We start from the raw sequence: 15,453 nt of genomic DNA, 5'->3' as shown, positions 1-15,453 counted from the left end.
TTACGCTAAGGTTGAGATAAGGCTAAAAAAGGGACAAAAAAATGAAAAAAAGTATTTTGCTAGCTGGTTTGTTTACGGTGAGTGTGCAAGTGAGTGCGACCCAAATATTCTCGAAAAATAGTGACTGTGTCATTGATGAAAGCAAAGCGCCCATTCAAATATACAAGCAAAGCTCAAAGTCAATGCGTTTGTTGGGGGGACAAGAGGCGAGTAATGGTGAACTATCTGATGTTGTCACTGTGCTGTTTGACGATGTTAAGTTGTCGCTATTTGACGCATTATCTGAAGAAGCTAAAGCGTTTGAAAAAGGTATAATTATTAAAAATGCTTCATTTAAAAGAACGGCTGATGGGTGGTCGAAAAGAGCCGTTGTATCCGGGAAAGTTGTAGCACAGCCCGTATTATCTTGTCATTATACTGAAGTACTTACAGCAAAAAATACTGAGCTGATATCGGGTGCTGTTTTTTCATCCAAGCCAATGGCCCATTCATTTACTTATAAAACAACGATTGATCCGAACAAAGGCCGGCTCAAGCCAAAGCTAACAGAGGTACTTGATACTTCTGTGACAAAGGACCAAGTATTTGGTATTAAGCTCGGTGACTCTTTTTCACAAGCGGAAGAAAAAATAGGCCGTTTTACGATGCAATGGCCTATTAATGCTTATCAAAAGTTTGCGTTTATTGGTCGCAATAACGTGTTTTTATTTGAAGATGATAAGCTCGTTGGATACCAATATGCGCTCAATCTTCTTCCAATCAGTCTTGCAAATCTAATTGATATTTATGATGTTGTTCTTGCGACACCACTAAGTCACCAGCAAACTCAAATTGCAAACCGTGACTTGGATGAGATGACAGTTTCTGCACTTAAGGAAAAGTTTCCTGACATTAAGTTTTTTGTCGAGGGAAGATATACTACCGATCCGAAGACCAAATTATCTGCCCTAACCATAGGCAAAATCGAAATTGCGAAACCAATTGCTCCTGCATGCTGGAGTGGTCAAGAAGACATGAAAGCTTTTATTACAAAGCATCAGGGCGCCTTAATGCAATGGCGTGGTATAGATAAACAAACGCTACTTTACACCGGGTGTAATCAGTTAATTGAACAAAGCCAATTTGGCCGAGTGATAGGAGTTCAGCTGCTAGAGAGTTGGTCGTTAAACAATGCTAATTTATCTGGATTGAGCGTGATATCGAATGTATTTACTCCTTGGCAATTCTATGGGGTGAATTATCTTGACCCTGAAAGTCGTGCATCTCAAATAGGTTCGATTGAAAATCTATATGGCACGATAGAGGTAGTAAACTCTGATTGGGTTGGTCATTTCAAATCTTATGACGGCCAGCTTGTTTCTGCTGAGTTTGAAAAGATGTAGAAGTGATCACTTCTACATCTTCAATTCATTTAAGCCGTTTGCTCTGTGAGCGGCTTTTCAGATTGCTTTTCCCAATGCTTAGTTTTTAGACCAAGTACACCGACAAATACACCAATACCGATAGTAAATAGTGCAATTTGCAGATAAAGATTGGGTAGGTCTTCGATATTATTAGGATCAAAGCTACCAGCGAGCAGACCCGAGAAGATATTACCAATTGAGTAAGTCAGTACGAAAACCCCCATCATTTGCCCAGCAAAACGTTTGGGAGATAACTTACTTACTGCGCTTAACGCCACAGGACTTAAACAAAGCTCACCCACAGTGTGCAGAAAGTAGGTGGTGATCAACCACATTGGCGCCACTTGCAGGCCTTGTGCTGCATATTGGGAAGCGAAAAACATCACAATAAATCCGCTCGCCATAATGATAAGGCCAATCGCACATTTCACGCTATAGGTTGGCGTGATCATGCGCTTCGCCAAGTTAATCCAAAGCGCAGCAAAGAAAGGGGATAACACGATAATGAAGAAAGCGTTGGCTGATTGGAACCAAGCCGTTGGAATACTAAAACTGCCTATTAAGCGGTCCGTATAATCACGAGCAAAGAGGTTAAGCGAAGAGCCTGCTTGCTCAAAGCCAGACCAAAAGCAGGTAGAGGCAACGCAAACCAAAAAGAGAGCCCACATTCGGCGCTTTTCATTTTCATCTAGGTTTCCAGCAAAGTAGATATAACCATAGTACAAGAAAAACGTAATGGTAAAAGCGAAGGCTACATACTTTGCCAGTACCACAGGGTTTATCACTAATACGCCAGTAAATGCAGCAATGGTAACTGCTGCGACAGCCGCAATTGCAAGGCCTATAGCACTCCATGCTTTTACGCTCTCTTTTCCTTTCATGGGGTTAGTTGGCTCGTTACCGACAGTGGCAATATGTTTGCCTGTTAAACGATACGTGATAAGGCCGACTGCCATACCGACAGCCGCTGCGCCAAAGGCCCAGTGCCAGCCGACATTTTCCATAAAGTAGCCGCACACCATATAACCAATCACAGAGCCTAAATTGATCCCCATGTAATAAATGGCGTAACCACTGTCACGACGATTATCCTCATCATTATAGAGCTGCCCAACCATGGCACTGATGTTTGGCTTTAATAAGCCCGTACCACTGGCAACAAAGATAAGGCCCACGAAAAAAGAAAACTCGCTAGGAATGGCGAGAATAATGTGGCCACACATGATGATGATCCCGCCGTACCAAACCGCGCGTTGACCACCTAGGAGGCGGTCGGCTATCCATCCGCCAGGTAACCCTAAGAAATACACTGAACCGGTATAAAGACCATAGATTGCGGCTGCAGATGCGACAGTAAAACCAAGGCCTTCTTGTTGTAAGGTTGCCGTCATGAAAAGCACTAACATGGCACGCATGCCATAATAACTCATTCGCTCCCACATCTCGGTGAGAAACAGTGTAAACAGACCTTTTGGATGACCAAAAAAGCCTGTGTCACTTGTTGTGTCCTGTGATGACATATTTCACTTCCATTATTATCGTTTTTTGGAAGTCAATATTAGTACGTTATTCAAGCACCGAATGCAACCGCATGAAAGGAAACATTACATCATCTTTTTTAACATTTGTATGTTGTCGATTTCCATATTGGCCAATCCTTTGTACTGGTATGGCGCAAATTGATTGCGAAGCCAAACACTAGGGCAGCCGGCACGGTGTGCTCCTTGCACATCGGTATCTAAGCTATCGCCAACATGCAGAAGTTGATGTGGTGCAAGGTTAAAATGCTGGCAGGCAAGCTGGTAAAGCTCAGGGTGAGGTTTGGCGCGGCCATCAATTCCGGCGCGAAGCACTAAGTCAAAACTATCGCGAAGATTGAACTTATCTATCTCGACATTACCATTAGTGATGGCAATGATGTGATATTGGCTGCGTAACTGAGCAAGCAGGCTGATGACGGCATCGCTGACAATGATATTACTGCGGGCATCGGCAAAGGCTTGATAGGCGCGTAGCGCGTGCTGTTTACTTGTTGCGGTATCAAAACCCAGGGCAGAAAAGCCCCACTCGAGTGCCACTTGACGCCACTTTGTCACATCTTCTGCAAGCGCACTGTTTTGTTTGAGCACTTCGCTTCGACATTGAGACCAGAATGCCTCTCCTTTCGCTTGCCACTCGGGAATAGCATCCAGGTGTTTTGTCATGGCGTTAACGGCCGCAATGATAACAGGTCTGTTGTCGTATAGCGTATCGTCTAAATCAAAACTGATGGCGGCAATGTCTGAAATGGGCTTATTGAATCGCATTGTTACTCGTCTTTTTGCTTTTTCGCTCTTGGGTGAGCGCTATCATACACTTTTGCTAAGTGTTGAAAATCTAAATGGGTGTAGACCTGAGTGGCTGATAAGCTGGCATGGCCAAGCATCTCTTGTACCGCGCGCAAGTCACCACTGGACTCTAGCATGTGGCTGGCGAACGAGTGCCTCAGTTTATGGGGGTGAATAGGTGTGCTAACCCCTTGTTTCAGACCCCATTCTTTCATTCTTGCGCGGACATGGCGAGGACTGATCCGGCGCTTTAATTTGCTCACGAAAAGCGCCGGTTCTTCCAATGTTGCAAATTGTGGCCTTATTTTGAGCCAATCAGCTAGCGCGTTTAGCGCTTTACCACCAACAGGCACAACACGTTCCTTGCCGCCTTTACCAAGCACGCGTATTTCACCGTCTTTGACGTCCAATAGGTTAGCGCTAACCAATTCGCTTAATCGCAAACCACTGGAGTACATTAATTCCATCATGGCTTTGTCACGAATAGCAAGCGCATCATCTGCCTGAATTTCAAGAAGTTGTCCCATTTGGTCAACATCAAGGTTCTTTGGTAATGGTTTTTGAAACTTAGGTCCTCGGATCCCTTGTGCGGGATTGACGACAGCCTGTTGCGACTGTGACTTGAGCTTGAGAAATTTATATAAGCTTCGAATACAACTGAGCTTAAGATTGATGGTTCTTGGGCTGTAATTTTGGCCGCGAAGCTTCATACTGTAGCGGCGGACTTGATCGCCACTAACTTCAAGCCAAGTAGGGGCGTGATCACTAAAATACTGCGCTGCTTGGATCAACTGAGTTTTGTATTGGGTGAGTGTATGTTCTGAGTAGTGCTTTTCGTGGCGCAAGTGTGCCATAAAGGCGGTTACGGGTTGCGTCCAATCTTCAGGTAGTGGTGTTAGGCTCATGCCAGCGCTTCGAGCTTAAGCGATAATGTTTGAATAAAAGCCGTGATCAACATATTGTCGTGTTGTGGCGAAAAGTGTTCTGGTGAGCGGCTGGCAAAGGCCAGAATAAAGCGACCTTTGTCTGACGCATCAACGCGGTAAAGTGCCACCGAGCCCACTTCAATACCGGCAAACAAGAGTTCAGCTTGTGGCTGACTGAGTCGTCCTAAATAGCTGTTGTTACTGCTCAGTTTAGCTGACACTAGCTCCAAAAGCGTATCATCGATGTTGATGAGTTTACATGCTTGGATGTCCGGGTGGTTCTCAAAGCGCTGTGCTAACGTATGATTGATAGCACTCAACTCTGTACAGCGCATGATAGCCAATTGGCATTCACTCAACTGCTTGAAAATCAGCTCGTTGGCTTTTGCGTAATGGACCATGTCCTTGATCTGTTGCTGTAGTGAGTTGACTTCGTCGCGGAGCATCCGCTGTTGGTGCAAAGCAAGGTTTGGGAGCCCTTGCTGCTGGTGGTGTAGCTGCAAATCCAATAGCACATAAGGGTGCCTGAGCAAAAAATCAGGATGCTTGCGCAGGTACTCAATGACTAATTGTTCAGTCGAATTTGCTTCTTTTATGGTCATATTGCGATTTGCCCATCAAAAACATGCTCCGCCGGTCCGGTCATTTTCACTACTTGGCCTTGACCGCCCCAACGCACTTGAAGACTGCCACCTGGTAGGTCGACCCTAACGGTTTCTTCTAACTTGCCTTGCATTATGCCTGCAACTACGGCAGCACATGCTCCTGTGCCACAGGCAAGCGTTTCGCCAGCGCCGCGCTCCCAAACACGCAGCTTAACGTGTTCACGAGAAACTAATTCCATAAAGCCAATATTGGCCTTTTGTGGGAAACGTTCATGGTGTTCAAGGAGTGGTCCAAGTGTAGTTACCTCAGCGGTTTCTACGCTATCGACAATAATCACGCCATGAGGGTTGCCCATAGAAACCGCGCTACAAAACACGGTATGCTCGTCGGCTCTTAAAATATAGGTGTTTTCTTGTTTGTTTGCACGAAATGGAATGGCTTGTGGGTTAAAATTTGGTTTGCCCATATTCACGGTAACTTGGCCGTCTTTTTCGGTATAGAGGGTGATATTGCCGCCCTTTGTAGAGACACAAACTTTGTGTTTGTTCGTTAAGCCCTTCATGCGAACAAAACGAGCAAAACAGCGAGCGCCGTTACCACACTGCTCAACTTCGTTACCATCGGCATTGAAAATACGATAATGAAAATCTAAGTCCGGGGAATAAGGCGCTTCAACCATCAATAGCTGATCAAAGCCAATTCCAAAGTGGCGATCTGCTAACTTCTTAATTTGGTCTCGAGACAAAAACACATTTTGGGTGACATTATCTATCACCACAAAGTCGTTGCCTAAACCATGCATTTTTGAAAAGTTTATAAACATAGAGTGGTTATCTTTTGGTATAAAACCATGGCCTCACTTTACTAATACTTTGCCATGGATACTTCGACTAGGGAAGCGGGCTTGGCATAAAGCCTTGTTTTGCATCCCAAGGATGTATCCAAGTCGATTATTGTGGCAGTAGCTGCTCAAATTGCCACAGAGATTCTAACGGCTCTCTTTGGCGGATTAGATGGTGTTGGTTGTTATCAACCATGACCTCTGCACAGCGGGGGCGTGAGTTGTAATTTGAACTCATGGTAAAGCCATAAGCGCCTGCGCTGCGCTGTACTAATAAGTCGCCAGCCTTAATTTTAAGTACTCGGTCTTTACCTAGAAAGTCACCTGTTTCACATACAGGACCAACCACGTCGTAATTTATCGCGTCAACGTCGTCTCGCGGTGTGACTGGTACGATATTTTGCCAAGCTTGATAAAGCGATGGTCGTAACATGTCGTTCATGCCAGCATCAACAATGGCAAAATGCTTATGCTCGGTTGGCTTAATAAATTCGACTTTAGTCACCAGCACACCAGCATTGGCAGCAATCGCTCGACCAGGCTCAAAAATGAGTTCTAGATCATTGAATTGTGCCAATCGTGCTTTAATCTCTGCAGCATAAGCACTCGGATGCGGCGGTTTTTCACCGTCATAAGGCACGCCAAGACCGCCACCGATATCGAGGTGATGCAAGTAAATTCCCGCCTTTTCGAGTTGAGAAATTAGAGCCAGCACTTTATCTAACGCCGCTAAAAATGGATTAACCTCAACCAACTGAGAGCCAATGTGGAAGTCGATCCCAACCACTTTTAAACCCGGTAGGGCATAAGCGAGCTGGTAAACATCAAATGCGGCTTTGATATCAATACCAAATTTGTTCTCTTTTAACCCAGTTGAAATATAAGGGTGAGTTTTTGCATCGATATCTGGGTTTACGCGCAATGAAATTGGCGCAATCTTATCCAGTCTGGTTGCCACTTCACTGATACGGTGAAGCTCCGCAATCGACTCAACATTAAAGCATTTAATACCAGTCTCAAGCGCAAACGCGATTTCATCTTCCGTTTTCGCAACACCAGAAAAAACGACTTTTCGAGGATCTCCCCCTGCTTTTAGCACTCGCGCAAGTTCACCCTTCGACACGATATCAAAACCAGAACCAAGCTCAGCCAAGACGTTCAGCACGGCGATATTTGAATTCGCCTTTACTGCGTAGCACACTAAGTGGGGATGACCAGCTGCGGCGTCCGTAAAAGCGTGATAGTGCCGTGCTAAAGTCTTCTTCGAGTAGACATAGCAAGGAGTACCATATTGCTCAGCGATAGTGGTTATGGCGACATCTTCAGCGAATAGTTCGCCATCTTGATAATTGAAATAATCCATTTTAACGCTCCTGTTGTTCTGCTTCAGGCTGGTTTGCTTGTGCTGCTTTCGGTTGGTTTGCTTTTTTAGCCTGTTGTTCAGGCAAATAAAGCGGACCGCTTTGACCGCAACCCGATAATCCGATTAAAGTAGTAAAAACAAGTGCCGTTACGCTAAATTTATAAGGTGTCGCTTTCATTAGATAATTCGTGTCAGTGCCTTTATAATCGCAGAGTAACAGAATTGATAAAAAAAGCAGCTTTTCGCTATTGAAATTTCGTCTTCATCAAATTGCTCAAATAGCGAGTTAAGCTTAGGCACCATGCCGCAGTGCGTCAGTAAGAGGAAATCACGATGACAGAAAGTGAATATCATGAGTTAGCCGATGCGCTAATGTTGACTATTGAAGAGCAGATCGATGATTGTGACGCTGATTTAGATTACGAATCAGCATCGGGAATTCTAGAGATTATTTTCCCTGACAAGAGCAAAATTGTTATTAACAAACAAGCACCATTGCACCAAGTCTGGGTGGCGACTAAGTTTAATGGTCATCACTTTGAACTGCGTGGCGATCAGTGGATTGATAATCGCTCCGGTGCTGAGTTTTGGCAATTTATGAGCGACGCGGCGACGAAGCAAGCAAATATCGCAATAGAGTGGCAGCACGATTAATGTTGGAGTTTGTAGATTATCCTGCCAAAGGACAACATAAAGCGAGTATTATTTGGCTCCATGGATTAGGTGATTCAGGCAACGGCTTTTTGCCCATTGCATCTGAGTTAAACCTGCCTGAGGAATTGGGTGCACACTTTATTTTCCCACATGCACCACAGCAGCCGGTCACCATAAATGGTGGTATGGTGATGCGTGCATGGTATGACATTAAATCATTTGATCTAGATAAAAGAGCGGATGAGCAAGGTGTGCGAGACTCATCAGCTCAGGTTGAAGCGTTGATTCAGGCAGAGTTAGATAAAGGTATTTCAGCTAACCGCATTATCTTAGCTGGATTTTCTCAAGGGGGCGTGATCGCGCTCCATCTTGCACCGCGTTTAACTGTTAAATTGGCTGGTGTCATGGCACTATCAACTTATATGTGTGTGCCTGAAAAGCTCAGTGCAGAAGCACAGCAAAGCGAGCTCACTATTTTTATGGCGCATGGCAGTGCTGATCCTGTCGTGCCGATGTTTGCAGGTGAGCACGCATTTAACACGTTACAACAGCAAGGCTATGAAGTGAGCTGGCAAGACTACCCAATGGAGCATCAGGTCTGTCTTGAAGAGTTAAAAGCCATTCGCGCTTGGTTAATTACGAGACTGAGCGATTAATATTAAGTGGTATAAGGTACTGGTGACAGATACAGGAGCAAAGCAATGTCACAAAAGATTGTCATAAAAACGTCGGTGAGTAAGCAACCCTCAGAGCCCTCAACGGTGACCTATCAATGGCACTGGAAACGCATTTTTATGGCAACGGCAGCGTTTGCTGGCATTGCAACCGCGGGGGTTTATGGTGTCGTGGATAACGTTAACGCAGATGAAGACGATGTCCAAGTGGCAGTACCTATGCATGCCACTATTGCGAAAACCGATACATCGCTGGATGACTCTCCTGCAGCAGTAGACTCTAATGAAGAGCGTGAGGGCGAGCAGCTAAGTGCGGATACCTCACCTAATACCGTTTTAACGACGCCTGAACTCACTCCTGTTGGTGCCGCGACGACCTCAATAGAGGTCGCTCAAGTCATTGCGTTAGACCAAGAACAGCAACAAGCTTCTGAAGAAACAGAAACAGAAACAGAAACAGAAACAGAAACAGAAACAGAAACAGAAACAGAAACAGAAACAAGGGCTGAAGCTAAAAATCAATTTGATGCTGAAGCCCGCATAGCCAGTGTCGCGCTAGGGGCAAAAATCGACACGCAATTTATCAGCCGCGCTGTACTCACTACTATGATTGATGACCGCGAACCAACGAACGTGTTGAAAGATGTGATCGCGACAACGCAGTTTAGTGACAAGCTTTACTTTTTTACTGAAGTACACGCGCTTAAAGATCAAGTGGTGTCGCACCTGTGGTTCCATCAAGACGAGTTGATGGCAGAAGTGGAGCTGCCGATCCAAGCCGCGCGCTATCGTACTTATTCAAGTAAGAACGTCATGCCGAGTCAAACCGGAGATTGGCGTGTTGAGGTGGTGACGCAGTCTGGACAGCTGCTTGCCCAAAAGACGTTCCGCATTGTGGATAACAGTCAGCAATAATCATACTCGCAGTATTGTGTATGGCAGCACGTGACTGACTGCCATCACCACATAGTTAACTCTTTGCAGCGGCAATAACGCTGCAATAAATGAAAGGCAAATCATGACAGAACAAGTTTCCATATTACGTATTGCAACGCGCAAAAGTGCTTTGGCGCTATGGCAAGCCGAATTTGTGAAAGCAGAGCTTGAAAAACACCATGCGAATCTAAAAGTAGAGCTCGTGCCGATGTCGACGAAAGGCGACAAAATCTTAGATACGCCATTGGCAAAAATTGGTGGTAAAGGGTTGTTCGTCAAAGAGCTTGAGCAGGCCATGTTAGAAGGGCGCGCAGATATTGCAGTGCATTCAATGAAAGATGTACCGGTTGATTTCCCTGAGGGACTTGAGCTGCATACTATTTGTGAACGTGAAGACCCAAGAGACGCGTTTGTGTCTAATACTTATACCTCACTTGCAGAGTTGCCAGAGGGCGCTGTAGTTGGCACCTCAAGCCTACGTCGCCAATGTCAAATTCGAGCAGCTCGTCCGGACTTAGTTATTAAGGATTTACGTGGTAACGTGAATACTCGCCTAGCTAAGCTCGATGCGGGTGAATTTGATGCTATTATTTTGGCCGCGGCGGGACTTATCCGTTTAGAAATGGTGGATAGAATCGCAAGTTATATTGAACCTGAAGATTCATTACCGGCCAATGGTCAAGGCGCTGTCGGCATTGAGTGTCGTAGCGATGATGCTCAAACTAAAGCATTCCTCGCACCACTGGAGCACACTGATACACGTATTCGTGTACTTGCCGAGCGGGCAATGAACCGTCGTTTGGAAGGAGGATGTCAGGTTCCAATCGGTGCTTACGCAGAAGTCTCGGGCGATCAGGTGCACTTGCGCGGCTTAGTGGGGGCTGTCGATGGCAGTGAGATCTTGCGCGGCGAATGCTCAGGTACGGTTGTAGAGGCTGAGCAACTTGGAATTCAATTGGCAGAATCTTTACTTGCGCAAGGTGCAGATAAAATTCTTGCTGAGGTTTATAGGGACGCTTAAATGAAAGTTGTGCTAACTCGACCCGTTGGCAAATCAGAACCTTTATCTGAGTTACTGACACAGCAGCAAATTAGCTCAGTGATTTGCCCAGTATTGCAGCTTAATGAAGTGGCGGTGAGTGACACCGCCAAAGCAATGATAAGCGAAGCCGAGTTAGCTATTTTTGTCTCGCCAGATGCGGTGCGATACTTTCACCAACTAGAAATGCCATTAGCCGGACATTGCGCAGCTTTTGCTGTTGGCGAAGGCACGGCCGATGCTATCCAGCAGACCCTAAATATCAAGGCTAAATACCCTAAACAACCTGATTCCGAAGGCTTGCTTGCACTCCCGCAGCTGTCCTCTGTTGAGGGCAAGCGTGTATTGTTGGTCAAAGGGAAAGGCGGGCGTCCCGTTATTGCGCAAACTTTAAAAGCGCGGGGGGCCATTCTTGACAGTTTGGTGGTTTATGAACGTGTTGCCGTAAAAGACAATGCAGATGGCTGGTTAGACCACTGGCGAAGCCAGCAGATTGAAGGTATAGTCATTACCAGTAATAGTGCAGCGGATGCGATTTTTAATACGCAGTCGTCAGCAAGTAAAGATTGGTTGGCTCAGCGCACTTTCTTTGTTGTGAGTCAACGTATTGCTGAGCATGTACAGCAATCCTATAACATCGAACAGTCTCAAATTGTGGTATGTCATGGCCCTGATAATCGTGCCATCGCAGGGAGTATCATCGACTATACCAAGCAGCAAGGGCGCAAAATGACTCAGTCTGAATCGCAAACAAAGAATACAAATACTCAGCAAGCTGTAAAAGCAGCAGAGCAAACAGTAACGCCACATCACGCTAAGGCTGGTGTGAGTAAGGTTGCGCTCCTTGCATTATTAGTGGCGCTTGGCAGTGGTGCTGGTGCTGGCTATGTCTATTTGCAACAGCAACAACAGTTGCAACAAGCGTTGCTAGCTAACCAAGCGATTAACGCTGAAAATCAGCTATTAAACACCCAGCTGAGTGGCGCTAAATCGCAACTTCAGCGAGTAGAAAATGTGCTGGATTCGCTACAAGACAATGTCGCAAAGCGATTGGCTGAGCAGCAACAGCATGTGGAAACTCAGCTAACGCAGACGCTTGCCAAGGCGCAGCAGCAAGTAAGCGGTGCCGTGGCCTCTGAGGCCTTGTATTTACAGCGCCTTGCTGCATTTAAGGTTGCGGCAGAGCAAGATTATCTCGGCGCAATCGCTATTCTGCAGCGCTTGCAAGAGAGCCTAGAGTCTGAGTCAAACACGGCTGCTGTTAAGCAGGCGATTGCTAAAGATATTGCGGCTTTGAAGGCCTTGCCTAAGCCACAAACGGAGTCACTTTACTTTGAGCTTCATGGTTTATTGTCTCAAGTTGATACGCTAACGATCAAAACCAAGCAAATTCAGCAAAAGGCAGCGAGTGAAGATGCTGCGCTATCGCAACAGGTTGATGATTGGCAAGCGAACTTAAAGCGCTCTTGGCGGGGATTGGTTGATGACTTTATTACCATACGTCACCATGATGAAGTGGTGATAGACCCACTCCTAGATAAAAACGAGCAGCTACTTATACGCACGCAGCTGCGTGCCTATTTAACCCAAGCACAAACCGCATTAATGGATCAACAAGCGAGCATTTACTTCAGTGCGCTTGATAGTGCAGCCGACACGTTGGCGCGTTATTTTGATACGCAACACGCGCCTGTGAGCGCGATGCAGCAGGCTTTAAACAAGCTGAGCCGCAGTGAAGTTCAGCGCCAAGAGTCGATTGAACTTGCCACCCCAGCAGCAGTAAAAGGGTGGCTAAAATGATGGCAAAAATCATCACCTTCGCGCTTATTTTTATCGCGCTAGCCGCCAGTCATTTACTCATAGATGAGAGAGGTTATGTGTTGATCTCTTTCAATCAAACCACGATTGAAGGCAGCATAGTGTCTTTCACTATCTTGTTATTGCTCGCCATCACCGCTTTAGTGTTGTTGGGTAAGATAGTGCGTTGGTCGTGGCATCGTCTAGTCAATACGAAAGGTCATTTTTCCAGAAAGCGTAAGCTAAAAGCGCAACAAGCATGGAACGAAAGTTTGTGGCTATTTATTAACGGCGAAGTGGAGCAAGCTGCAACCTTGTTGACGAAAACGCCACAGCCGGATGAACGCCAGGACTATGTGCGTGCCATCGCAGCCAAAGCGGCGTTAAAGCAAGGAGATGTTGTCAAAGCGAATACGGAGCTAGAAGCAATATCGGATGACAACCGAGGGCAACTCGCGGCACTGTGGCTGGAAGCAAATAATAGTGAACAGGCGCTGGCTTTACTTGATGACAAAATGTCTGCAGCTAAACCAACTTCAGCGGTGCTTAGCGGTTACATTTTGGCTTGCCTACAGGCTAAACAACCCGAGCAAGCTACAGCACAAATCGCGAAGTGGCACAAAAAGCTTAACTGGAGTGATACACAGTGGCAGAGTGTGTTCGAGCGCATGTTTGTGATAGCCCCAGAGCAAGCAGACACTTTGTTTAATATGCTACCTAAGGCAGTAAAAGCGCATGCAATACCTGCTCTTAATAAGGTGAAGCTGCAACATGGACGCATAGCGGAAGTGTTGGGCGAGCTCAAGAAGCTGCTTAAACAAGGTCAATATCACCAGTTGGCGGACTATCTGAAACACAGCACGCAAAGTAGTAATGAACTCAAATTAGCACTGCAGCAGCAATTGAAAAAACATCCAGATGACAAGGAGCTGCTGTTCTCATTGGCTTGCCTTTGCAATGCTGAGGGGGACTATGAGCTTGCTGCGAAGATCTTTGATTCCTTAAGTGCAAACCCTTGGGAAGCGCGCTGGAGTAAGCAAGCTCAGCTCGCCTACGAAAAAATGCATACCTACGAGAAAGCGTATTTAATCGCAAAATCGTAACGAAAAGCCTGCGCAGCAATGTGCAGGCTTTTTTGCATTAAAGTTAGCTATACTCAATTCTGACATATGTCCTTGCTATCTCAGTTTAGGTGCGTATGATCCCAAAAATTTTAACTGCAAATCGAGTCTCTTATGATCAATAACACACTCCCACTATTAGATTTACATCGCCACTTAGATGGTAACGTTCGTGCTACAACGATTTTAGAACTTGGCCAGCAGTTTAATATGGATTTACCGGCAACGGATCTCGAAGGTCTACGCCCGCATGTTCAAGTGTTGGACAATGCACCCAATCTAATGGCGTTTCTTGAAAAACTAGATTGGGGTGTAAAGGTACTAGGTGACTACGAAGCTTGTCGCCGTATTGCGATTGAAAATGTTGCCGACGCAGTTGCACAAGGTATTGATTACACAGAGCTAAGGTTTAGTCCTTACTACATGGCAAAAACCCATAATCTACACCCGCAGGGCGTTGTTGAAGCCGTAGTCGACGGTGTACAAAGTGCAGTTAAAGGCCAAGACATTAAGGTTAACCTGATCGGGATTATGTCACGCACATTTGGTGTGGAGAAATGCCAATATGAGCTAGACGCGTTACTTGCCTTTAAGGAGCAGTTGGTTGCGATTGACCTCGCGGGTGACGAGCTGGGCTTCCCGGGCGAGCTGTTTATTGAACATTATAAGCAGGTTCGCGATGCTTACCTTGGTGTGACGGTACATGCTGGCGAAGCTGAGGGCGCGGTAAGCATCTGGCAAGCCATTAAAGAGCTTGGTGCAACACGTATTGGTCACGGAGTTAAAGCAATCCATGACCCGGCTTTAATGGACTATTTACGTGATAATTGTATCGGGATCGAGTCTTGTTTAACCAGTAACATCCAAACAAGCACCGTCGAAAGTTTAACTACGCATCCATTGAAAGCATTTTTAGATCATGGCGTATTGGCAACCATCAATACCGATGATCCTGCAGTTCAAGGTATCGAGTTGGATAACGAGTATAGCCATGCAGCGGCGGCGGCAGGTTTAGATTTGAGTGATATCCATAAAGCGCAGCGCAATGCGGTTGAGATTGCCTTTTTAAGCGAAGCTGATAAAAAAGCGTTGCTTGCAAAGAAAGCGTAGGCTGAAATTGCTGTGTGGGATCACCCCGCACAGCTAAGATAACTCTCTTTTAGTGCCGCAACGACTTGGCTGCGCGTCACAATACCAATTACTTTGCCTTCATTGAGTACGGGATAAACCTTAGGACTATTTTGCTGCATACGTTGTGCAAGATCGACAACGGTTGTTGCAGCTGCGATACTGAGGGCAGGCGTTGCCAGTAAATCTCTCAGCTGTACTTTACCATCACAAAAGTAGCTGGAATTAAGCAAAGGCTTGAGTAGCTGTTGCTCTGAAATAAATCCAATAAGATGACGCTGTTCATCTACCACTGGCGCACCAATTAGATGATGCTTTTGCAGTAAATTAATTGCGTCGGTTAGTTCGGTCTCGGCAGTTAACAGTGGGAAATCAGGTGACATGATGTCACGAACATAGAGTTTACTCATCATACTTCTCGCGGTGTCTGTGTGTAATATGAGAGTAGCGGGTGAAAGTATTTTGGTAAAATGGATTGTTTTGATTGGTTTGTTCTGTTTTTTCAATGTGTGACTAAAGACCTGCCACACATTGGATAAATTGCTATTAAATAACTTGTCTTCAGTTACTTAACCTGAGGTTTGGATAAGGAATGTTCCAGCTCATTGTTTCTAAAACACAACTTAGTTTTTTCCTTG

16 protein-coding genes are annotated in these 15,453 nt (G+C 45.7%); 8 read left to right on the top strand and 8 right to left on the bottom strand.

Features of this window, described 5'->3' with window-relative positions:
- Window positions 1-41 precede the first annotated feature (41 nt).
- On the top strand, window positions 42-1,382 hold the full coding sequence (locus tag CWC03_RS18880; protein WP_138583202.1) for a hypothetical protein: 1,341 nt from the start codon (window positions 42-44) through the stop codon (window positions 1,380-1,382).
- Between the two features lie 29 nt (window positions 1,383-1,411).
- Here CWC03_RS18880 and CWC03_RS18875 read toward each other — a convergent pair whose 3' ends face one another.
- The 7 genes from CWC03_RS18875 to lptM form a co-directional block, all read right to left on the bottom strand.
- Entirely contained in the window at window positions 1,412-2,923 is a 1,512-nt protein-coding gene (locus CWC03_RS18875; protein ID WP_138583201.1) for a peptide MFS transporter, read from the bottom strand.
- 84 nt (window positions 2,924-3,007) lie between these two features.
- The gene (locus CWC03_RS18870; protein WP_138583200.1) at window positions 3,008-3,709 is read right to left on the bottom strand and encodes an HAD-IA family hydrolase; all 702 of its coding nucleotides are present in this window, start codon (window positions 3,707-3,709) and stop codon (window positions 3,008-3,010) included.
- A gap of 2 nt (window positions 3,710-3,711) precedes the next feature.
- Window positions 3,712-4,635 carry a tyrosine recombinase XerC gene (locus CWC03_RS18865; RefSeq protein ID WP_138583199.1) on the bottom strand — a complete coding sequence of 308 codons (924 nt, stop codon included), beginning with the start codon at window positions 4,633-4,635 and terminating at the stop codon, window positions 3,712-3,714.
- A complete protein-coding gene (locus CWC03_RS18860) occupies window positions 4,632-5,258 on the bottom strand; it encodes a DUF484 family protein (protein WP_138583198.1) in 627 nt (208 codons plus the stop codon). Before CWC03_RS18860 ends, CWC03_RS18865 begins: the two co-directional genes overlap by 4 nt.
- Entirely contained in the window at window positions 5,255-6,085 is an 831-nt protein-coding gene (gene dapF / locus CWC03_RS18855; protein WP_138583197.1) for a diaminopimelate epimerase, read from the bottom strand. The genes CWC03_RS18860 and dapF overlap by 4 nt, the downstream gene beginning before the upstream one ends.
- A gap of 127 nt (window positions 6,086-6,212) precedes the next feature.
- A complete protein-coding gene (gene lysA, locus CWC03_RS18850) occupies window positions 6,213-7,466 on the bottom strand; it encodes a diaminopimelate decarboxylase (protein WP_138583196.1) in 1,254 nt (417 codons plus the stop codon).
- A gap of 1 nt (window position 7,467) precedes the next feature.
- The gene (lptM, locus tag CWC03_RS18845) at window positions 7,468-7,644 is read right to left on the bottom strand and encodes an LPS translocon maturation chaperone LptM (RefSeq protein ID WP_138583195.1); all 177 of its coding nucleotides are present in this window, start codon (window positions 7,642-7,644) and stop codon (window positions 7,468-7,470) included.
- 155 nt (window positions 7,645-7,799) lie between these two features.
- Here lptM and cyaY point away from each other — a divergent pair, with 155 nt between their 5' ends.
- From cyaY to add, 7 genes are all read left to right on the top strand, one after another.
- Window positions 7,800-8,120 carry an iron donor protein CyaY gene (cyaY, locus tag CWC03_RS18840; RefSeq protein ID WP_010378141.1) on the top strand — a complete coding sequence of 107 codons (321 nt, stop codon included), beginning with the start codon at window positions 7,800-7,802 and terminating at the stop codon, window positions 8,118-8,120.
- A complete protein-coding gene (locus tag CWC03_RS18835; protein WP_138583194.1) occupies window positions 8,120-8,776 on the top strand; it encodes an alpha/beta hydrolase in 657 nt (218 codons plus the stop codon). The genes cyaY and CWC03_RS18835 overlap by 1 nt, the downstream gene beginning before the upstream one ends.
- 45 nt (window positions 8,777-8,821) lie before the next feature.
- Window positions 8,822-9,709, top strand: a complete 888-nt coding sequence (locus tag CWC03_RS18830; RefSeq protein WP_138583193.1) for a DUF2914 domain-containing protein — start codon at window positions 8,822-8,824, stop codon at window positions 9,707-9,709.
- A gap of 103 nt (window positions 9,710-9,812) precedes the next feature.
- Window positions 9,813-10,751: a hydroxymethylbilane synthase gene (gene hemC / locus CWC03_RS18825; RefSeq protein WP_138583192.1), complete on the top strand. Its 939-nt coding sequence runs from the start codon at window positions 9,813-9,815 to the stop codon at window positions 10,749-10,751.
- Window positions 10,752-12,569, top strand: coding sequence for a uroporphyrinogen-III C-methyltransferase (locus tag CWC03_RS18820; protein WP_138583191.1), 1,818 nt, complete (start codon window positions 10,752-10,754; stop codon window positions 12,567-12,569).
- Window positions 12,566-13,669 (top strand): heme biosynthesis HemY N-terminal domain-containing protein, encoded by a 1,104-nt coding sequence (locus tag CWC03_RS18815; protein ID WP_138583190.1) that lies wholly within the window; start codon window positions 12,566-12,568, stop codon window positions 13,667-13,669. Before CWC03_RS18820 ends, CWC03_RS18815 begins: the two co-directional genes overlap by 4 nt.
- 132 nt (window positions 13,670-13,801) lie before the next feature.
- On the top strand, window positions 13,802-14,797 hold the full coding sequence (add, locus tag CWC03_RS18810) for an adenosine deaminase (RefSeq protein WP_138583189.1): 996 nt from the start codon (window positions 13,802-13,804) through the stop codon (window positions 14,795-14,797).
- Window positions 14,798-14,817: 20 nt separating this feature from the next.
- Here add and CWC03_RS18805 read toward each other — a convergent pair whose 3' ends face one another.
- Window positions 14,818-15,225, bottom strand: a complete 408-nt coding sequence (locus tag CWC03_RS18805) for a CBS domain-containing protein (RefSeq protein ID WP_138583231.1) — start codon at window positions 15,223-15,225, stop codon at window positions 14,818-14,820.
- Between the last annotated feature and the right edge of the window lie 228 nt (window positions 15,226-15,453).

The sequence above is a fragment of the Pseudoalteromonas sp. S2755 genome (genome assembly GCF_005886535.1).
GTDB lineage: Bacteria > Pseudomonadota > Gammaproteobacteria > Enterobacterales > Alteromonadaceae > Pseudoalteromonas.
This window is presented reverse-complemented; position numbering and strand designations above follow the sequence as displayed.

Excerpts from the sequence above, each read along its gene's own strand:
- CWC03_RS18880 (WP_138583202.1), top strand. The coding sequence starts at position 42 with ATGAAAAAAAGTATTTTGCTAGCTGGTTTGTTTACGGTGAGTGTGCAA.
- CWC03_RS18830 (WP_138583193.1), top strand. The coding sequence starts at position 8,822 with ATGTCACAAAAGATTGTCATAAAAACGTCGGTGAGTAAGCAACCCTCA.
- CWC03_RS18875 (WP_138583201.1), bottom strand. The coding sequence starts at position 2,923 with ATGTCATCACAGGACACAACAAGTGACACAGGCTTTTTTGGTCATCCA.
- lysA (WP_138583196.1), bottom strand. The coding sequence starts at position 7,466 with ATGGATTATTTCAATTATCAAGATGGCGAACTATTCGCTGAAGATGTC.
- lptM (WP_138583195.1), bottom strand. The coding sequence starts at position 7,644 with ATGAAAGCGACACCTTATAAATTTAGCGTAACGGCACTTGTTTTTACT.
- hemC (WP_138583192.1), top strand. The coding sequence starts at position 9,813 with ATGACAGAACAAGTTTCCATATTACGTATTGCAACGCGCAAAAGTGCT.
- CWC03_RS18805 (WP_138583231.1), bottom strand. The coding sequence starts at position 15,225 with ATGAGTAAACTCTATGTTCGTGACATCATGTCACCTGATTTCCCACTG.
- cyaY (WP_010378141.1), top strand. The coding sequence starts at position 7,800 with ATGACAGAAAGTGAATATCATGAGTTAGCCGATGCGCTAATGTTGACT.
- CWC03_RS18870 (WP_138583200.1), bottom strand. The coding sequence starts at position 3,709 with ATGCGATTCAATAAGCCCATTTCAGACATTGCCGCCATCAGTTTTGAT.
- CWC03_RS18865 (WP_138583199.1), bottom strand. The coding sequence starts at position 4,635 with ATGAGCCTAACACCACTACCTGAAGATTGGACGCAACCCGTAACCGCC.
- dapF (WP_138583197.1), bottom strand. The coding sequence starts at position 6,085 with ATGTTTATAAACTTTTCAAAAATGCATGGTTTAGGCAACGACTTTGTG.
- CWC03_RS18835 (WP_138583194.1), top strand. The coding sequence starts at position 8,120 with ATGTTGGAGTTTGTAGATTATCCTGCCAAAGGACAACATAAAGCGAGT.
- CWC03_RS18820 (WP_138583191.1), top strand. The coding sequence starts at position 10,752 with ATGAAAGTTGTGCTAACTCGACCCGTTGGCAAATCAGAACCTTTATCT.
- CWC03_RS18860 (WP_138583198.1), bottom strand. The coding sequence starts at position 5,258 with ATGACCATAAAAGAAGCAAATTCGACTGAACAATTAGTCATTGAGTAC.
- CWC03_RS18815 (WP_138583190.1), top strand. The coding sequence starts at position 12,566 with ATGATGGCAAAAATCATCACCTTCGCGCTTATTTTTATCGCGCTAGCC.
- add (WP_138583189.1), top strand. The coding sequence starts at position 13,802 with ATGATCAATAACACACTCCCACTATTAGATTTACATCGCCACTTAGAT.